The 16,724-nt window shown below is 65.7% G+C and carries 15 protein-coding genes; 6 read left to right on the top strand and 9 right to left on the bottom strand.

Translation table 11 applies throughout. The features are described 5' to 3' along the window. The first annotated feature begins 6 nt into the window (after nucleotides 1-6). Entirely contained in the window at nucleotides 7-912 is a 906-nt protein-coding gene (locus ACZ0BA_RS11190; protein ID WP_463451355.1) for a LysR family transcriptional regulator, read from the top strand. On the opposite strand, the gene ACZ0BA_RS11185 is transcribed toward ACZ0BA_RS11190, so the two are convergent. The 8 genes from ACZ0BA_RS11185 to ACZ0BA_RS11150 all read right to left on the bottom strand — a co-directional run bounded on the left by ACZ0BA_RS11185 (nucleotide 909) and on the right by ACZ0BA_RS11150 (nucleotide 10,596). Further along, on the bottom strand, nucleotides 909-2,483 hold the full coding sequence (locus tag ACZ0BA_RS11185) for an FHA domain-containing protein (RefSeq protein WP_463451354.1): 1,575 nt from the start codon (nucleotides 2,481-2,483) through the stop codon (nucleotides 909-911). The genes ACZ0BA_RS11190 and ACZ0BA_RS11185 overlap by 4 nt on opposite strands. Nucleotides 2,484-2,621: 138 nt before the next feature. Next, entirely contained in the window at nucleotides 2,622-3,632 is a 1,011-nt protein-coding gene (locus tag ACZ0BA_RS11180; protein ID WP_463451353.1) for a protein phosphatase, read from the bottom strand. A gap of 119 nt (nucleotides 3,633-3,751) precedes the next feature. Further along, nucleotides 3,752-4,246, bottom strand: coding sequence for an SH3 domain-containing protein (locus ACZ0BA_RS11175; protein WP_463451352.1), 495 nt, complete (start codon nucleotides 4,244-4,246; stop codon nucleotides 3,752-3,754). 11 nt (nucleotides 4,247-4,257) lie between these two features. After that, nucleotides 4,258-5,859 carry a hypothetical protein gene (locus tag ACZ0BA_RS11170; RefSeq protein WP_463451351.1) on the bottom strand — a complete coding sequence of 534 codons (1,602 nt, stop codon included), beginning with the start codon at nucleotides 5,857-5,859 and terminating at the stop codon, nucleotides 4,258-4,260. A 3-nt stretch (nucleotides 5,860-5,862) separates the two neighbouring features. Beyond that, the gene (locus ACZ0BA_RS11165; protein WP_463451350.1) at nucleotides 5,863-8,343 is read right to left on the bottom strand and encodes an FtsW/RodA/SpoVE family cell cycle protein; all 2,481 of its coding nucleotides are present in this window, start codon (nucleotides 8,341-8,343) and stop codon (nucleotides 5,863-5,865) included. Then, nucleotides 8,343-9,380 (bottom strand): serine/threonine-protein kinase, encoded by a 1,038-nt coding sequence (locus ACZ0BA_RS11160; protein WP_463451349.1) that lies wholly within the window; start codon nucleotides 9,378-9,380, stop codon nucleotides 8,343-8,345. The genes ACZ0BA_RS11165 and ACZ0BA_RS11160 overlap by 1 nt, the downstream gene beginning before the upstream one ends. A gap of 93 nt (nucleotides 9,381-9,473) precedes the next feature. Next, entirely contained in the window at nucleotides 9,474-9,905 is a 432-nt protein-coding gene (locus ACZ0BA_RS11155; RefSeq protein ID WP_463451348.1) for a glycine zipper domain-containing protein, read from the bottom strand. 160 nt (nucleotides 9,906-10,065) lie between these two features. Then, the gene (locus tag ACZ0BA_RS11150; RefSeq protein ID WP_463451347.1) at nucleotides 10,066-10,596 is read right to left on the bottom strand and encodes a GNAT family N-acetyltransferase; all 531 of its coding nucleotides are present in this window, start codon (nucleotides 10,594-10,596) and stop codon (nucleotides 10,066-10,068) included. A gap of 131 nt (nucleotides 10,597-10,727) precedes the next feature. Between ACZ0BA_RS11150 and ACZ0BA_RS11145 the strand changes: the two genes are divergently transcribed. Then, nucleotides 10,728-12,161 carry a M20/M25/M40 family metallo-hydrolase gene (locus ACZ0BA_RS11145; protein WP_463451346.1) on the top strand — a complete coding sequence of 478 codons (1,434 nt, stop codon included), beginning with the start codon at nucleotides 10,728-10,730 and terminating at the stop codon, nucleotides 12,159-12,161. Here the strand turns inward: ACZ0BA_RS11145 and ACZ0BA_RS11140 are convergent. Then, the gene (locus ACZ0BA_RS11140; protein WP_463451345.1) at nucleotides 12,158-13,009 is read right to left on the bottom strand and encodes an MBL fold metallo-hydrolase; all 852 of its coding nucleotides are present in this window, start codon (nucleotides 13,007-13,009) and stop codon (nucleotides 12,158-12,160) included. The genes ACZ0BA_RS11145 and ACZ0BA_RS11140 overlap by 4 nt on opposite strands. A gap of 125 nt (nucleotides 13,010-13,134) precedes the next feature. Here ACZ0BA_RS11140 and ACZ0BA_RS11135 point away from each other — a divergent pair, with 125 nt between their 5' ends. The 4 genes from ACZ0BA_RS11135 to ACZ0BA_RS11120 all read left to right on the top strand — a co-directional run bounded on the left by ACZ0BA_RS11135 (nucleotide 13,135) and on the right by ACZ0BA_RS11120 (nucleotide 16,656). Next, nucleotides 13,135-13,374 carry a hypothetical protein gene (locus ACZ0BA_RS11135; RefSeq protein WP_463451344.1) on the top strand — a complete coding sequence of 80 codons (240 nt, stop codon included), beginning with the start codon at nucleotides 13,135-13,137 and terminating at the stop codon, nucleotides 13,372-13,374. A gap of 53 nt (nucleotides 13,375-13,427) precedes the next feature. After that, on the top strand, nucleotides 13,428-13,835 hold the full coding sequence (locus ACZ0BA_RS11130; RefSeq protein WP_463451343.1) for a hypothetical protein: 408 nt from the start codon (nucleotides 13,428-13,430) through the stop codon (nucleotides 13,833-13,835). Between the two features lie 68 nt (nucleotides 13,836-13,903). After that, nucleotides 13,904-15,295 carry a TolC family protein gene (locus ACZ0BA_RS11125; protein WP_463451342.1) on the top strand — a complete coding sequence of 464 codons (1,392 nt, stop codon included), beginning with the start codon at nucleotides 13,904-13,906 and terminating at the stop codon, nucleotides 15,293-15,295. After that, entirely contained in the window at nucleotides 15,292-16,656 is a 1,365-nt protein-coding gene (locus ACZ0BA_RS11120) for a multicopper oxidase family protein (protein ID WP_463451341.1), read from the top strand. The genes ACZ0BA_RS11125 and ACZ0BA_RS11120 overlap by 4 nt, the downstream gene beginning before the upstream one ends. Nucleotides 16,657-16,724: the final 68 nt, after the last annotated feature.

The following is a 16,724-nucleotide window of genomic DNA, read 5'->3' as shown; positions in this document are numbered from 1 at the left end:
CCAATAATGCACGCCTCCGACCATTTGAAAGACATCGCTTACTTCGTGCAGGCCGCCGACGCCGGCAGCTTTACGGTAGCCGCCGCGAGGCTTCAACTCAGCAGCTCGGCCGTGAGCAAAAGCCTCGCGCGGCTGGAGGCGCGCATCGGCGTCAAACTGTTCGAGCGCAGCACGCGCAGCCTGACGCTGACGGACGCCGGCCGCAAATACCACGAGACCTGCCGTCGCGTGCTGATGGAACTCGGGGAGACCGAAGCCGCGCTGACGCAGGACGCCGAACCGGCCGGTCGCCTGGTCCTCGGCTTGCCGGCGACTTTCGGACGCATGCGCGTGATGCCGGAGCTGCTGCGCTTTTGCGCGCAATACCCCAATCTGCGTCCGCAGGTCGCCTTCACCGACCGCTTTGTCGATGTGCAGGAGGAGGGCTTGGACCTGGCGGTGCGTATCGGCGGCCCGGCACATTGGCCCGCGTCTCTGGGACACGTCCATCTGGGCGATGAGCGCCTGATTTTCTGCGCCACCCCGGCCTACCTGGCGCGTCGCGGCGTGCCGCATTCTATCGCCGATCTGGCGCAGCACGACTGCGTCGTCTACGGGCGTGCCGACGGTACTGCGAGTCCATGGCTGTTCGCGTCCGCAGGCGGGCAAACCGAGCGCCGCACCATGGCGCACCGGATCATGGCCGGCGACGGCGAGGCGCAAATGACGGCGGTGCTGGCGGATATGGGCGTGGCGCAGCTGGCGACCTGGCTGGTGCGCGAGCATCTGGCGTCCGGCGCAGTGGTGGAGGTGATGGCGGAAAAGGCGATCGACGGGCTGCCGCTACACATCGTGTGGCCACTGGCGCGGCCGATGTCGCCCAAGGTCGCGGCGCTGCTCGATCAGTTGAAGGCGGAACTGAAAATACGTTAAGCGGTATGCATGTCGCGCGCGGCGATGGTGTTGTACATATCGGCGGCGCCGGTGCGGATGATCCAGTGCTCCGGATACGGATCGCTGGCGAAACGGCTATGGCGCGGAATCCGACTCAGTTTGTCCAGCGAGACGCCCGGCGCCAGCGCGGTCTCCTTGCCGGTCAACTGGTCGAGGTGCCAGAAGCCGCCGTCGCGATGCAGCAGCAGCGGCAGCGCGGCCGCGTGCGGCGCGGCGGCAAACGATTTGACCGGGTAGCCGGGATGCGTTTCCGGCATCAGCACATAGAAGCATTCGGCGTTCGCGCCTTGGTCGACGCGGTGCAGGATCACGCCATGCGGCATGATGGCAGACACCGACAGCACGACGATGCCCTTGATGCTGGCGCTCAGTTCAATGCGCATGCCGAGGCGCAGCGTGGTCGGTTTGTTCTTGCCCGGCCAGACACCGTCGAGCAGGATACCGTAGCGGGACACGTCTTCGATCTCGAAGCCCTGGCCGCAACGGCGTATCACCGCATGGCGGCCGGATAGGCGCCGCGTCAAGCCATTGGTATCCTGGCCGTCGGCGGTGTAGTGCGTCAGCATGACGTCGGATTCCGGATCGACCAGTTCAAAGCGGCCCAACACGCATTCTTCCATCGCGAACAATCGGATCTGGCGCTGCGCGCCGCTTTCCGGCGCGGCGTTGACAAAGCTGGCCGCCCGGCTGGCGTGCGGATGCACGGCGTTGGTGACGGGGATGTCAATTTCGATCAGGTCCTCGTCCCAGGCGATGGTCGTAAAGCCCAGGTCCACTTTGCCAGCCGGCGCGTTCAGGTCCAGATGTGCGATGCCGGCGTTGCGGGCGGTGACGTCGATATCCAGGCTGTCGCCGCCTTGCGCGCTGACGCGGGCGATGGAGGCGTCGTCCGCCATCACGCGCACGTTCTTGTGGGTGCTCAGGAAAATGCGGTGGATTTCGGTCAGGGTGGCATCGAGGCGCGGCACCAGGATAACAAAGGTGCACACCCATTTGCGGGCCGCCATGCCGGGGTGCTGGCTTAGCAGCTCGATGCTGATCTGGTATTGGCCGTGCTCTTTACCGCGCGACGAAAACTCGGCAAACACCGGGCGCCATTCGCCATTGGTGGCGCGCACAAACTGCTGGCGCGCGGCGCCGTTGGGGATCAGGTCCGATTGCAGTTGCAGCGTCAGTTGGGGTGCGCAGGCGTCGGGCATGGCGCGCAGTTCCATCTTCAGCGTTTGACGGCCGCCGGCTGCGCGCGGGTCGAAGCCGCTGATATGCAGTTGCGGGCGCTCCGATTGGGCGCGTTGCAGCGGACGGGCATAGCCCGATGGCGCGGTGGTGATGTCGGCCGCAGCGGAGAGCAGCGGAGCGGTGATACCGGTCGCCGAGGCCTGCGCGGCAGCCGGCGTCGGCGCCGGCTCGCTGGCGCGCGCGCTGCGCACGGCATTCAGCAGGTCATAGCTGGACGGCTCGGCTTGGGCGTGACCGCCTTCGCAAGCTTGTTCTCCAGACATGACCCAGAAGGTGCAATGCGGATGCTGGGCATTACTGCATTTTTTCATGGCGTACCGACCGATGGAATACCTGTCAGTTTATGCGGTTTACGTCGTGCTTGCCAATCAAACCCGCATCCGATCGGCATATTTTTGCCTAAAGGCAAATGCGGCGATCACCACGCAACACTTACCCCCCGTCAAGGCTCAAAAATGCGGAGGGATTGATGCGGCCGGCAGTGCCGTTTCGTCAAGATTGCGGGTTTGCTTCGGCAGCTTTGGTTGTGCAAATTGCAGCACGATGGCGGTTACGTTATCGATGTGGAGGTCTGCCGGCGGATGGTCGGCATAATCATTGAACAACGCATCGAGGGCGGCGCCGGCGGCGTGGCCCGGGCTGACCATCAACGCCGGCCAGCGCGCGGTCCAGGGCAGCGGACGGCCGCACGACCAGAAGCCGTCGGTGGCGAGCAAATAGGTGGCGTCGGCGCGCACCGTCAGCGCGCGGCGGTCGGACAAATGCCCCAGAAACGGCGGCAGGTTGGCCGCGTCCAGCGGCAGCAGACCGTCCTCCAGCACCTGTGGATTGGCGAAGGCGTTGCCGAGAATGTAGGCCTGCGAGATCTGCGGCCGGTGTTCGCCGTGCACCTGCTGCCACCATTCGTCTTCGCCCAGCAGCCCGTGCATCGCGAAGCAGGTGGCCGGCACATGGTCCACCGTCAGCGGCCGTACCGATTGCGCGGTGATCTCGTACAGCCGCGAATCGCCGGCGTGGTACAGCATCGGCGCCTGGCCGGGCGGGATTTCCAGCAGCGTGAGCGTGGTGCCGGGCCGGCGGAAGCTGTCGGTATCGCCGGGCTGGCGGAAGCGCTGCTGCAGTTCGTCGTGCAGTCGGTCGAGGTGCTCGGCCAGTTCCTCCACGGAGCCGCAAGCGGGCACGCGCAGCAGGCCGTCGGCGACCGCCTCGGCGGCCTCGCGTCCGTGACCGTGACCGCCCATGCCGTCCATGACGGCGAGGCGCACATGGCCCTGCGGCCAATTCGGGAGCGTGGCCGACTGGCCGGCCTGGTCGCGCAGGAACACCGCGCGGCCGTTGGTATCGACGATGAACAGGTTGTCCTGGTTCTCCGGCACCTGCAGTTTGCTGATGCTGGCGCTGCTGCGGGCCGCGATATCGAGTCCGGGGCCGAAGTCCAGCATGTCGGTGATTCTAGTCATCGTGGCGGGCGGCGCGGCGCGAAGTCCGAAAGGCCACAGCTTAGCTGAAAAACCGGCACCTGCGGAAGCGGACGGCGAAGTGTGCATGGACGGGGACAAGGACGCGCTGCGCGGAGACGTCATTCGCCGCCCCGGCGCAGCCACAAGCTGCTGACCCAGCCGGTTTGTTCGCGTCCGTTCGCGCTGGTCGTAACCTGCCACCAGTCGCCTTCGCGCACGCCGGTGGGCGTGACGGTGGCGCCGGCGGGCACGGTGCCCAGACGCGCCGCGTGCACCCCGGCGGCGGCGCGCACGTTCAGGTCGCGGTGGACCTGGAAGGGCTTCCCGGCGGTGAGTTCAGCCGGGACGCGCGCCGGCGCGGATATCGCCGCCGGTGTGATAGACGATGACGGATCGGGAGCGCCATCCAGCGTGCCCGCCGCCACCGGTCGCGTACCCTGGACCGCGTACAGGATCAGGCTACCGAAACCCCATGCGCCAACCACCATGATCGTCAACGCCCGCGCGTTGGCGCGGCGCCACCATTGCCTTGGTGTCAGATAGGCGGCCAGGAAAAGCGTGATCACCAGTCCTGCCGGGAATGCAATTGCCGCGTACAGTTTTGCCGTCTCCATCGCAGGTCTCCTCAGGCGTCGAAACGCAGCACGTAGTGGCCGGCGACGAGATGATGACCGCTGGGCAGCAGATACGGGGCGTCGGTGCCGGTATCGCCGATGCTGGCGACGAACTCCATCTTCTCGTTCAGGTGATACAGACCCTGGGTGGCGGTCAGCCGGCCGATTTTGTAGCCATCGGCGGTTGCTTCAAAACTGAAAGCGTTGCGCGACAGGCCGATACGGTCGGCGCTTGCCGCGTTGACGCCGTCGGCGCGCTTCACGAACCGGGGAGAGTCGAGCAAACGCAACCCCGCCAGCATCGGCGAATTGCGCCCAAAGGTGAAGCGCGCGCCACCGGCGACCGCCGCGCCGACAGGCTGCGCGAGGCAGAGCAGCGCGCGATAGCGGTCGGCCATTTCCGGCGCTGCTGGCAGTAGGCGGATCGTGCGCCCGTCGACCGGCGAGAAGGTGGACGGCGCGTTGATGCGCTGGCGGCCTTCGGCGGTGCAGGCATACAGCTCGTCGGCCGCGTCGACCACGAAACTGATGACCGGCGCCGCGTCGGCGGACAAGGACAGCGCGCGGTCGAAAGGCAGCTCCAGCGTCTGGGCGCCGGTGTCGCGATAGCGGCTCAGGCGGGGCAGGGCCAGCGCCACCAGGTTGACGCGTTGCTGGGAGACCGGCGCGTAGGTGGCGTCGCTCTCGCCTGGCTTGTTGGCCGGCTTGTGGCTGACCGGGATGGCCGTCAATTCCAGCGGAGCGCCGTCGATGCGGCTTTGCCAGACCGCCGGCTTGGCGGGCATGGCGTGTGCTGCGGCCATAGGTGCGTGCATCGGCGCCTGCGCTGGGGCGGGATTGATGCTGATGCCTTCCTCGGCGCCGGTCTGCGTGGCAAGGGGCGCGCCCGAGGCACGTGTGATTTTGAGCATAAAACGGGGGCTGCCACCCGGCGCCTCGCGCAGGCATTTGATGGTGTAGTAGCCGCTGCGCGGATCGAAGCGGCATTCGAAGGCATCCTTGGGGCGCATCTGCACCACCGGCGCCGCATCGGGACCGTCGTTGATGATCAGGATCGCGCCTTCGGGACCGAATGGCCAGCCGCTGGCGGTCACGCTGGCCGCGCCGCCTTCGCCGCCGATGAGCGCCAGGCGCTGGTTCGGATAGATCGAGCAGACCGGATGCCAGATCGCGCTGTCGCGCGAGACGCTGACATTGAAGAGGATTTTTTCGTCGGCCGCAGGAAGATACACGGCGTGCCCGAACTTGACCTCGATCTCGCCCGGCGATAGCGCCTCGGTGCCGACGACGTCATAGCGCACCTGATCGCCGCCCAGCAGATCGCCGAAGTCTTTTTGATGCAGAGCGGTCAAGGTCTGCGCCAGATCGCGGGCGCGGGCGCCGCGTGTCAGGTGGTAGTCGTCGTCGACGTCCTCCTGCGGCAGCATCAGCGTCACATGGGAGAAGCAGCGGGTCGCGGCGCGGCCTTTGTGCTCGCGCGGGCTGCGTTCCAGCAGGTCGCGCAGCAGCGGACGGCGCGAGAACAGCGCCAGACCCGGAGCCTGCCAGATCGCCTCGCCGTTGAAAACGTCGGGAATACGGCCCAGGACTTCGTGTTGGACATAGATCGGCATGATTCAGTCTCCTTCTAAAGATTGCGCGCTGATGGCACTAAACGCTAGCAGGGGGCAGAGGAAAAATAGCAGATGGCTGCCGCCGGCCGACAGAAAACTCATCGGCTGCCCCATGATCGGGAAGATCGCCAGATTGGTCCCCCACGACAGCAAAAAGTGGCCGAGGACGAAGGCGCCGCCGCCGCACAGCGCGAAATAATGGAAGCGGCCGGACCAGGCCTGGCGGAAATTGCGCGCCGTGGCGCCGGCGTGGTGGGCGCGCAGCGCGGTCAGCACGATCCCGGTTAGGAAGGCCGCCTGCACGCCCCACAGCAGCAGCGCGCCGGCCAGGCCGTGGCGGTTGATGAAGAAGGTGGCCGCGAAATCGTCCTGCACGGCCGGGATCTGCACCACGCCGCCGGCCGGCTGGCCGAGGGCGCGCAATCCCATCCAGTGGTCCGCCCCCAGCCAGCCGCCTTCGCCGATGGCGCGGGCGCCCAGCAGCAGCTGCTGGCCGGTGTGGGGGTGTTCGGCGGGGTTGAGCCAGACCAGGAAGCGGTCGGCGTAGAAGCCCCAACGTATCAAATCATCGGTGCCGGCCAGGCGCAGGTAGACCACGGCGCCCACTGCCAGCAGTGTCATCGCCGTCAGCGCTGCAGCCAGCATGCGGTGGCGGGCGGCGAGAGCATAGGCGAAGGCCATGGCGGTGCTCCACACCAGTAGTAATATGAGTGGCGAGAAGTCATCGATCTGCACCAATGACACGCCGAGTAGCGCGAGGAAGAGCAGGGCCGGCGCGATCAGCTGCAGCCAGCGGGCGCGGTGATCGGCCGGGTGACGCGTTTCGCTATGCCAGCCGAAGCGCAGCGCCAGACAGTGGGCGGTCAGCGCGGTCAGAGCCAGCTTGGCCAGTTCCACCGGTTGCAGGTCGAAGACCCCGGTCTCGTCGCCCCACAATACCTGTGCGGCCAGCGCCGCCAGTGCGACGGCGGCGAACACCGCCAGTATCCATTCGACGCTGCGTTGCTGCAGGTGCGCGGCGCGAGCGGCCTGGTATTGCGCCCAAAGACGCAGCAGGCCGCCAATGCCGGCGCCGATCGCCAGCATCGCGGCGCTTTTCTGGTAGTAGCGCAGCCACGAGGTTTGCGGCGCGCCCAGGCCGAGTTCCAACTGCGCCAGCAGGCCGGTGGCCAGCAGCACGACGGCGGCGGCGGTCAACAGCGTGAGACGGCCGGGGAAGGACAGCCAAAGCAGCAGCGCGCAGGCTGCGAGCACCATTGACAGCGCGGCGCTGGGCGGCAGTCCCGCACGTTGCGAAATCAGCGCGGCGACGCCGGCGGTCAGCACGATCGTCGCGCCCAGCAGCTTGGCGCCTGTGGCCGCGCGGCGCTGCCACGGGCCTGCCGGCGACATCGCGCACATCGCGCCAATGGCGATGCAGGCCAGACAGCCGGCGATGGCGACCCACAGCACGTTGGCATGGCCGCTGTTCCACAGCGAGCGCTTTTGCCATTGCCAGCTGACCGCCTGCGGCAGTTTCAGATCCGGCACGCTGAACAGGCTCACATGGCGGCTCGGCGTCAGCGTCAACTGGTCGCGGGCTGGCGTCAGCTGGAAACGGGTGTGGCCGACGATCATCGCGCTCACCCCTGTCAGCGAGGCCTCCTGGCGACGTAAGTCGGTCTGTACGCCGTCGCTACGCACCAGCACCGAGGCGCGGTCGCCATCCGGATTACCGGCCGAAAGCTCCAGTCGGCCGTTGATGCGCGACAGCTGCGCGGCGCCCGGCGTGGTCTGCGCCAGCCCGAGGCGGTTACCGCAATACAGATTGCCGCCGAATGACAGCGGACGGGCGATCGTTAGCATCATAGGCATGGCGCGGTTCCACAGCGACAGCGCCTGTCCGGACAGGCGAGCGTCCGGGCAACTGGCTTGCGGACGGCCGTCGCGGTACAACACGGCGCCGTCGTAGCGCCACTCATGGCCGTCGCGGGCGAAAACGATGGTATTCCCATCCGAGGCCGCGACGTCGAACAGCGCGCCATCGATCTGGAAGCTTTGCCGGGCGCGTAGCACCACGCTGCCCATACGCTGCTCGCCGCCGTCGCGCAGCAGTATCACCTGCTTGGATGGACTGATGTTACGCAGCATCCAGCCGTCTTGTGGATCGCGGCGCAGCGAAATGTGGCTGCGGTCGGTCTGCGGCGCGGCCAGTTCGCGCTGGCCTAGCGTGATGGTCTCGCCGGGCGCCAGTGCGACCGCGATGGTGGACGGCAGCCAGCTTGCCGGTGCGCGCAGAAGGGCCAGCGCCTGCAAGCCGAAAAGTGCGGACAGCAGCGCGAGGGTGGCGGCAAGGCCGATGTTTTGCGCGGCGAAGCGCGCCAGCCATGCGGCGGTATCGGCGATGATCTCGCCGGCACGCCAACCATGCGGCCAGTGCAGCGGCGACCTCGCGCCGGATGGGACGCGCGAAGGCGCCTTTTGCAAACGCAGTGGTGCCGCCATCACGCCCCCTGGATGTGACGCCAGCCATTAATCGCGCTGGGGCGACGCATGGCATGAATCGGATCGGCCGGGTTGAATGAGCCGCGCGCCGGCTTCACGCCCTGGATCGCGTTGAGCATGCGGCTGATCTGAATCGCATGGCGCGGGCGTTGGGCCGGATCGACATGCAGCAGGGCGCGCAGCAGCTCCAGCGCCGGGTCGCGCGCTTCAACCGGTATGGCGAGGGCGAAGCGCGCCTCCTCCTCCGGCAGCAGGGCGCCGGGAATCGCGCCGCCGTGCATCTGGCGCAGCAGGTCGGCGCCGGCGGTGTGGTATTCGCGGTAGGCCTGGCCGCAATCGGTGCAGAAGCGCAGCGGCAGGCCACCGGTGACCATATAGTAAAACATCGCGCCCAGCGAAAAATAGTCGCTGCGCGGACCTGTCGCATAGCCGCCGCCATCGGCGGGGAAAAACTGCTCCGGCGCCTGCCAATTCGCGGTGCCGGCATACGAGTGCGCTTGCAGGCTGCCGAGATGGCGATTGGTGCCGAAGTCCGCCAGCTTGACGGTGTGCAGATGCCGGTCCAGCAGCACGTTGGCCGGTTTCAGGTCCAGGTAACGCCAGCCATATTGGTGGACCTTGGCCAGCGCCTGATTGATTTGAGCGATCCAGCCCAGCGCCATCGGCATCGGGACCGTGTCTTCGGCGCTTTTCAGGGCCGCCATGTGCTGGCCCAGATCCGTTGACATCAACTCCAGCGCGAGCACGGGCAAGCCTTCGTGCCATCCGCTGTCGAGCAAGCGCACGATGTGGCGCTCGTCCCACGGCTCCAGCGACTGCAGGAACGCGATCTCGTTGTTGGCGCAGTCCACCCAGCGCTCGCGCTGGGCGGGCAGGGCGCGCGCCATCTGCTCCTGGTTGATTAACTTGATCGCGACGTCGCCGGTGGGGCCGGGAGCGCTGGCGCGCCAGATGATGCCGTAGGCCGACCCGCCAATCTGCTCCCGCAGGCGGTAGTGTCCCAGTTCCAAAGCGATGATTGCGTCTGTTGTCGTCATGATTTCCCCTCGGCGCTGGCCGTCAAGGCTAGCTAGCGGAGGGAGACGAAAAAAAAGCCTGTCGGATGACAGGCTTTCTATATTGGCTACGAATTAACGGTCGTAGCGGTCATGGCGGTGGCCACGGTCGTAACGGTCGCCATAGTAATAGTCGCGGCGCGATTCGCGGTAGTACGGGCGCACCGGTTCCACATACACTACGCGTGGTGGCGGCGAGTAGTAGCGCGGTGGCGGCGCGTAGTACACCGGGGCAGGCTCGTAGTAGACCGGCGCCGGCTGCGAATACACGCGGGTCTCGACGTAACGGCCGCCGCGATCGTCGCGGTAGCCGCGATGACGGTCGCCCGAATTGATGCTGTTGCCGACCGCCGCGCCAACCAGACCGCCGACGATGGCGCCGTCACGGCCGCCGGCGCTGTTGCCGATCGCCGCTCCGACCACAGCACCGGCCACCGTGTTGAACCCACGGTCGCTCGCGTAGACCGACGATGATACTGTCGCTGCGGCCACTAACGCTACAGCCATAAATTTTTTACTCAACATGGTGATTCCCCTTGCTGCGGCTTCGGATCGGAATGATTCGTTAGCCAGTAATCCCACTATAAACTTCCGGGGAAAAACCGCTATTGGTTATACACATCCTTACAAAGGCGATGTTTTGGTAATGGCTTGTAACATTTACCGATCAGCGCCGCCGGGCTTCCCACTCCGGCCGCAGCAGGCCGAATATCTGCACATCCTGATACCTTCCGTTGATGAAAAAGCTCTGGCGCATCATGCCTTCGGCCGTGAAACCGCATTTTTGCGCGACCCGGATCGACGCCACGTTTTCGGGCGTCGACAGCAGTTCGAGCCGATGGTACTGGTGGACGTTGAACAGGTAGTCGACCAGCAGGCCGCACGCTTCGGTGACATAACCGCGTCCGGACAGCTTGGCGTCGAACAGGCGGTAGCCGATTTCCCGCGTGACCGGGGTGCGGCTTTTGAAGTGGGTGATGACGCCGACGATGTGGTGCAGGCTGTCCTCGATGACAAACAGTTCGCTGTCGTCGGTGACGAAGCTGTTCTGCATGAACTCCTTGCGCAGCGTTTCGGGCGACTTGAAATGGAGCGAGAAATGGTCGCCGCGCGAGGGCAGGTCGTTGACCAGCGCGATGAAGGTATTCAGATCGGTGCCGACCACGTGGCGCACCGTGCAAATTTGACCCTTGAGCATAGGCTTCCCGATGGTGTGAAAGCACATGGTAGTGCAGCGCCGATGACAAATCAATATGGATGACAAGTGCGCCACGATCGGTTATCGTCTGATTCGTTCTTGCAATTCACCCACTCATATACAGGACCCGCATGAAATCCGCCTTTCCGTTCAAACTGTCCCTGACCATCCTTGCCGGCGCCATGCTGAGCGCCGGCGCGATCGCCGCCCCGGCCAACGATCCCGCGACGCTGGGTCAAATACGCGACAGCGCGATGAAAGAGGATTGGGCCTACGCCCGCCTGGCCGACCTGACCGATCTGGTGGGACCGCGACTGTCCGGTTCCGCCGGCGCGGCGGCGGCCGTCGAGCAGGTGGCCGAGGCGATGCGCAAGATCGGCGCCAAGGTCACGCTGCAGCCGGTCAAGGTGCCGCACTGGGTGCGCGGCGTCGAGACGGCAGAACTGGTCGACTACACGGGACGTCCGGCCGGCGTCACGCAGAAGGTCGTGCTGACGGCGTTGGGCGGCTCGGGCGCCACGCCGGCCGCCGGCCTGACCGCGCCGGTGATCGTGGTGCGCGATTTCGATGAGTTGAAGGCGCGCGCGGCGCAGGTCAAAGGCAGCATCGTGCTGTTCGACGTCGCCTTCGACCAGGAGATGGCCGAGCGCGGACATGCCGGTCCGGCATACGGGCGTGGTTCCAACTTCCGCGTCAACGGTCCCAAGGTGGCGGCCGAGATGGGCGCGGCGGCGGCGCTGGTGCGTTCGGTCGGCGGCGCCGACTACCGCATCCCGCACACCGGCGTCACCGGCCTGGTGGACGGCGCGCGCATTCCGGCGGCTGCGGTGACGGCCGAAGACGCGATGCTGATCACCCGTCTGACGGCGCGCGGCCCGATCAAGATGCACCTGACCTTGACGCCGCAGAACCTGCCGGACGCCGACAGTTTCAACGTCATCGCCGACCTGCCGGGCAGCGACAAGGCCGACGAAGTGGTGATCGTCTCCGGCCACCTCGATTCGTGGGACCTGGCCACGGGCGCCCATGACGACGGCACCGGCGTCGCCGCCGCGATGGCGGTGATCGACACGTTGAAAAAGCTGAACCTGAAGCCGCGCCGCACGATCCGCGTGATCGCCTGGATGAACGAGGAAAACGGCACCCGGGGTGGTAAGGGCTATTTCGACGCCAATAAGGACAAGGTGGAGCGACACTTCGCCGCGATCGAATCGGACAGCGGCGGTGGGCGTCCGTTCGGCGTGATCGGCAGCGTGCGGCCGTCGGTGGTGAAGTACTTCGCGCCGCTGCAAAAATCGCTGGAGCCGATCGGCGCGTCGATGTTCGATCGCCGCGACGTGGCCGGCGCCGCCGATACCGGGCCGCTCGAACGCGCCGGGGTGCCGGTGTTTATGCCGCTGGTGGATTCGAGCAGCTATTTCAGCTACCACCACACACCGGCCGATACGCTGGACAAGGTCAATCCGCTGGAGTTGAAGCGCCATGTGGCGGTGATGACGGGGCTGACCTGGTATCTCGCCAATATGGATGAAAACATCGGCCGCACGCCCAAGCGCGAGGATTAAAAGGCGTTCAGCGGTATTTTTAAATATCGCACGCCGTTTTCCTCGGCCTCCGGCAGTTCTCCGGCGCTGATGTTGACCTGAATCGCCGGCAGTATCAGCACCGGCATGTCCAGGGTCGCATCGCGTTTGGTGCGCATCTCCACGAACTGCGCTTCGGTCACGCCGGCGCGGATGTGGATGTTGTTTTCGCTCTGCTCGGCCACCGTCACCTCCCAGCGCGCCTCGCGGCCCTCCGGCGGATAGTCGTGGCACATGAACAAGCGCGTTTGCGGCGGCAGCTCCAGCAGCCTGCGCACGGAACGATACAAGGTGGCCGCGCAGCCACCGGGGAAGTCGCAGCGCGCGGTGCCCACGTCCGGCATGAACATGGTATCGCCGACAAAGACGTTGTCGCCGATCTGGTACGCCATGTCCGCAGGCGTGTGGCCCGGCACATGCAGCGCGCGTGCCTGCAAGGCGCCGATGGTAAACGCCTCGTCGGGCTGGAACAGGTGATCGAAGCTGCGCTCTATGCCCGGCCGCTGCGGGAACAGCCGCGCGAAAGCCTGCTGCACGACCGAGATCTCGGCGCCGATGCCGGTGCGTCCGCCCAGCTGTTTCGAAAGATACGGCGCTGCCGACAGATGGTCGGCGTGGGCGTGCGTCTCGAGCAGCCACACGGTATTGAGACGGTGCGCGCGGACGAAATCGACCACCAGGTCGGCGGAGGCGGTGCAGGTGCGGCCCGATTTCGGGTCGTAATCGAGCACGGAATCGATGATCGCGCAGTCGCTGCCGTCGGTTTCGTACACGACATAGGTGACGGTACCCGTGTTTTTGTCGTGGAAGGCTTGTATAAGTGGCTTCATCCGTTCATTATAATTAAAAATCATAACGATTTCGCTACTCGCATGTTTTTAGTCGGAAAGATCCTCAGGCGTGCGCGTAAGCGATATCTCTTCATGATAGTCTGTCCTTAAATAAGGAGTCAGTTATGGATAAAATTCACTACAAAGGCTGGGAAATCATTCCAACGGCTTTGCCGACCAGCGACAACAAATGGACCGCCAGCTGCGACATCGAACGTGCGGACGCCAATGGCGTCGAGGTATTCGAGGGCGCGACCATGCAATTCGTCCGCGAGAACGAGGACGAAGCCATCGCCGCCGCGTGCGACGAGGCGATCCGGCAAATCGACAATATCATCGCCAACCCGCTGGTGCGGCTGGCCTGACGGCGCCGGGGGCCGACCCTCGCGTGGGTCGTGGCTTGTGATAACATAGCCGCATGACCCTGTTCCGAACCTTCATCGTCTGGCTGATGCTGCTGGCGCTCCCTTATCAGGGATACGCGTCGGCGGGGATGATGGTGTGCGCGCCTGCCGCTCCGGTGTCGTCGGCGACGTCGCCGATGGCCATGCCGGCCGGTCCGCACGACCATGCGGCGATGATGGCCTCCATGCAGGATCAAGATCACTCGGCATCGCCGGACCAGTCGGACCATGCCGGCCACTCCCACGGCGGCATCAAATGCGGCGGCGCTGCCTGCTGCGTCGCCAGCGCGCCGTTCACGGCGCAGACCATGGACGTGCCGGTGCTGCCGGCGGTATCCTCGGCCATTCCGTTTTACTCCGAATTCCCCCGCGCGGTCGATCTGGCCCACCCTGAACGTCCCCCTCAAGTCAATTTCGCCTGACCCCGCGACAGCTCCGTCCGTGAGCTGCGCAACGCATCCCATTTCTACATTTACCTGAGGTGTTGGACATGAATTGTCTGCATAAACTCGCCGGCGGCGCCAGCTTGGCGCTGCTGCTTGGCGGCTGCGCATCGCTATCCGGTGATGGCGGCTTCGGCGCCGCCGCCGGCGTCAGCGAACAACGTACGGGCCTGAGCGCCAGCGTCGCCGGCCGCCTGCCGCGCAACGACGACGACGCCCGCGCGCTGTCCGCCGTGATCGACAAAAAACTGGAGCAGCCGGTGGCTGTCGACGAAGCGGTGCATATCGCGCTGCTAAATAACCGCGGACTGCAGGCCAGCTATTGGTCGCTCGGCATCGCCGAGGCGGACCTTGTGCAGGCTGGCCGCCTGCAAAATCCCGTATTCGATTTCAAGCGCAGCCGCGGCGGCGGCGAAGTCGGTATCGAACGCACGCTGACCTTCAATCTTCTCAGCCTGATCACCGCGCCGCTGGCCGGCCGCATTGAGGGACGCCGCTACGAGCAGACAAAACTGCTGGTCTCGAACGAGGCGCTCAAGGTCGCCGCCGACACGCGCCGCGCGTGGGTGGAGGCGGTGGCCGCCAACCAGAGCGCCGAGTACGCGGTGCAGGTGGAGGAATCGGCGCAGGCCAGCGCCGAACTGGCCGACCGCATGCGCAAGGCAGGCAACTGGAGCGCCATGGACGTGGCGCGCGAACAGGCCTACCACGCGCAAACGGTGGCCGACGTCAGCGCCGCGCGCAAAACCGCTGTCGCGGCGCGCGAAAAGCTGACCCGCCTGATGGGACTAAGCGGCGCGCAGACCGCATACAAGCTGCCGGAGCATTTGCCCGAGCTGCCCGCCGTGCCGCAGGAGTTGGGCGACATCGAGCAGATCGCCGTCAACGAGCGGCTGGACATCCAGGCCGCCAAACTCGATACCGCGCATACCGCATCGACGCTGGGCCTGACCAGGACCACGCGCTTTATCAACGTGCTCGATCTGGGCGTGGTAAGCAACAGCGAAGGGCCGGCCAATGCGCGCGGCTATGAGCTGTCGCTGGAGATCCCGCTGTTCGACTGGGGTTCGACGCGGGTGGCGCGGGCGGAAGCGACCTATATGCAATCGGTCAATCTGCTGGCGCAGGCGGCCATCAACGCCCGCAGCGAGGCGCGCGAAAGCTACGCCGACTACCGCGCATCGTACGAGCTGGCGCGCCACTACCGCGACCAGGTGCTACCGCTGCGTAAAAAGCTGGCCGACGAAACGCTGTTGCGCTACAACGGCATGCTGATGAGCGTCTTCGAACTGCTGGCCGACGCCCGCGAGCAATCGACCGCCGTCAATGGCTATATCGGCGCGCTGAAGGACTACTGGACCGCGCAAGCCAACCTCGAAGCCGCATTGGGTGGTCGCCTCGGTGGCCGCCTGTCAACCAACAAAGGAGTAACACCATGACCACCCGCAGATCATTCCTCAGCGGCGCAGCCCTCATCGGAGCCGGCATGGTCACCAAGGCCGGCGCGGCCTCGCTGCCGGAGGCGCCGGTGCAATCGTCGGCCGCCACCGCGCCGCCGCTGATGCCGCCCAACGGCCGCCCGTACAATCCCGTCGTCACGCTCAATGGCTGGACTTTGCCGTGGCGGATGAAGGACGGCGTCAAGGAGTTCCACCTGGTTGCCGAACCGGTGGTGCGCGAGCTGGCGCCCGGCATGACCGCCAACCTGTGGGGCTACAACGGACAAAGCCCCGGCCCGACGATCGAGGTGGTGGAGGGCGACCGTGTGCGCATCTTCGTCACCAACAAACTGCCGGAGCACACCAGCGTGCACTGGCACGGCCAGCTTCTGCCGAACGGCATGGACGGCATCACCGGCCTGACGCAGCCCGGCATCCAGCCGGGGAAGACCTTCGTCTACGAATTCGTCGCGCGCCACGCCGGCACCTTTATGTACCATCCACATGCCGACGAGATGGCGCAAATGGCGATGGGGATGATGGGCTTCTGGATCACGCATCCGAAGGACCCCAGGCAGCATGCGGTGGATCGCGACTTCGTCTTCCTGCTCAGCGCCTACGACATAGACCCGGGCAGCTACACGCCGAAGATCAACACGATGCTCGACTTTAATCTGTGGACTTTCAACAGCCGCGCCTTCCCCGGCATCGACCCGATGGTGGTACGCAAGAACGACAGGGTGCGCATCCGCGCCGGCAATCTGACGATGACTAATCACCCGATCCACCTGCACGGCCACACCTTCGAGGTGACGGGCACGGACGGCGGCTGGGTGCGGCCGTCGGCGCGCTGGCCGGAAGTGACCACCGATGTCGCGGTCGGCCAGATGCGGGCGATCGAATTTATCGCCGACGCACCGGGCGACTGGGCCTTCCACTGCCACAAATCGCACCACACGATGAACGCGATGGGGCACAACGTGCCGACCATGATTGGGGTCGACCACACCGGCGTGGCCGAGAAGATCAACAAGCTGGTGCCGGGCTACATGGTCATGGGCGACAAGGGTGGCTCGATGGGCGACATGCAGATGCCGCTGCCGGAGAACACGCTGCCGATGATGAGCGGGGAGGGACCGTTCGGCGGGCTTGAGATGGGCGGGATGTTCACCACGGTCAAAGTGCGCGAGGGATTGGCGCGCAATGATTACAAGGACCCTGGCTGGTATCAGCATCCCAAGGGCACGGTCGCTTACGAATGGACCGGCGAGACGCCGCCGGCGCCACGCGCGCCGGGTGCGCCGCCTTCAAAACCCGCCGAGGCGGTGGACATCAAGCGCGACGCCAAGCATCATCATTGAGCCGGAGGGTAAGGGAGGCGGAGGTTTCCCTTACAGCCGGCGGCAGCGAGGGGCTCGTGTAGAATTGA

The organism is Duganella sp. AC917 (genome assembly GCF_979258245.1).
The sequence above is the reverse complement of the archived record's forward strand: the minus strand, read 5'-3'. Positions and strand labels throughout refer to the sequence as shown.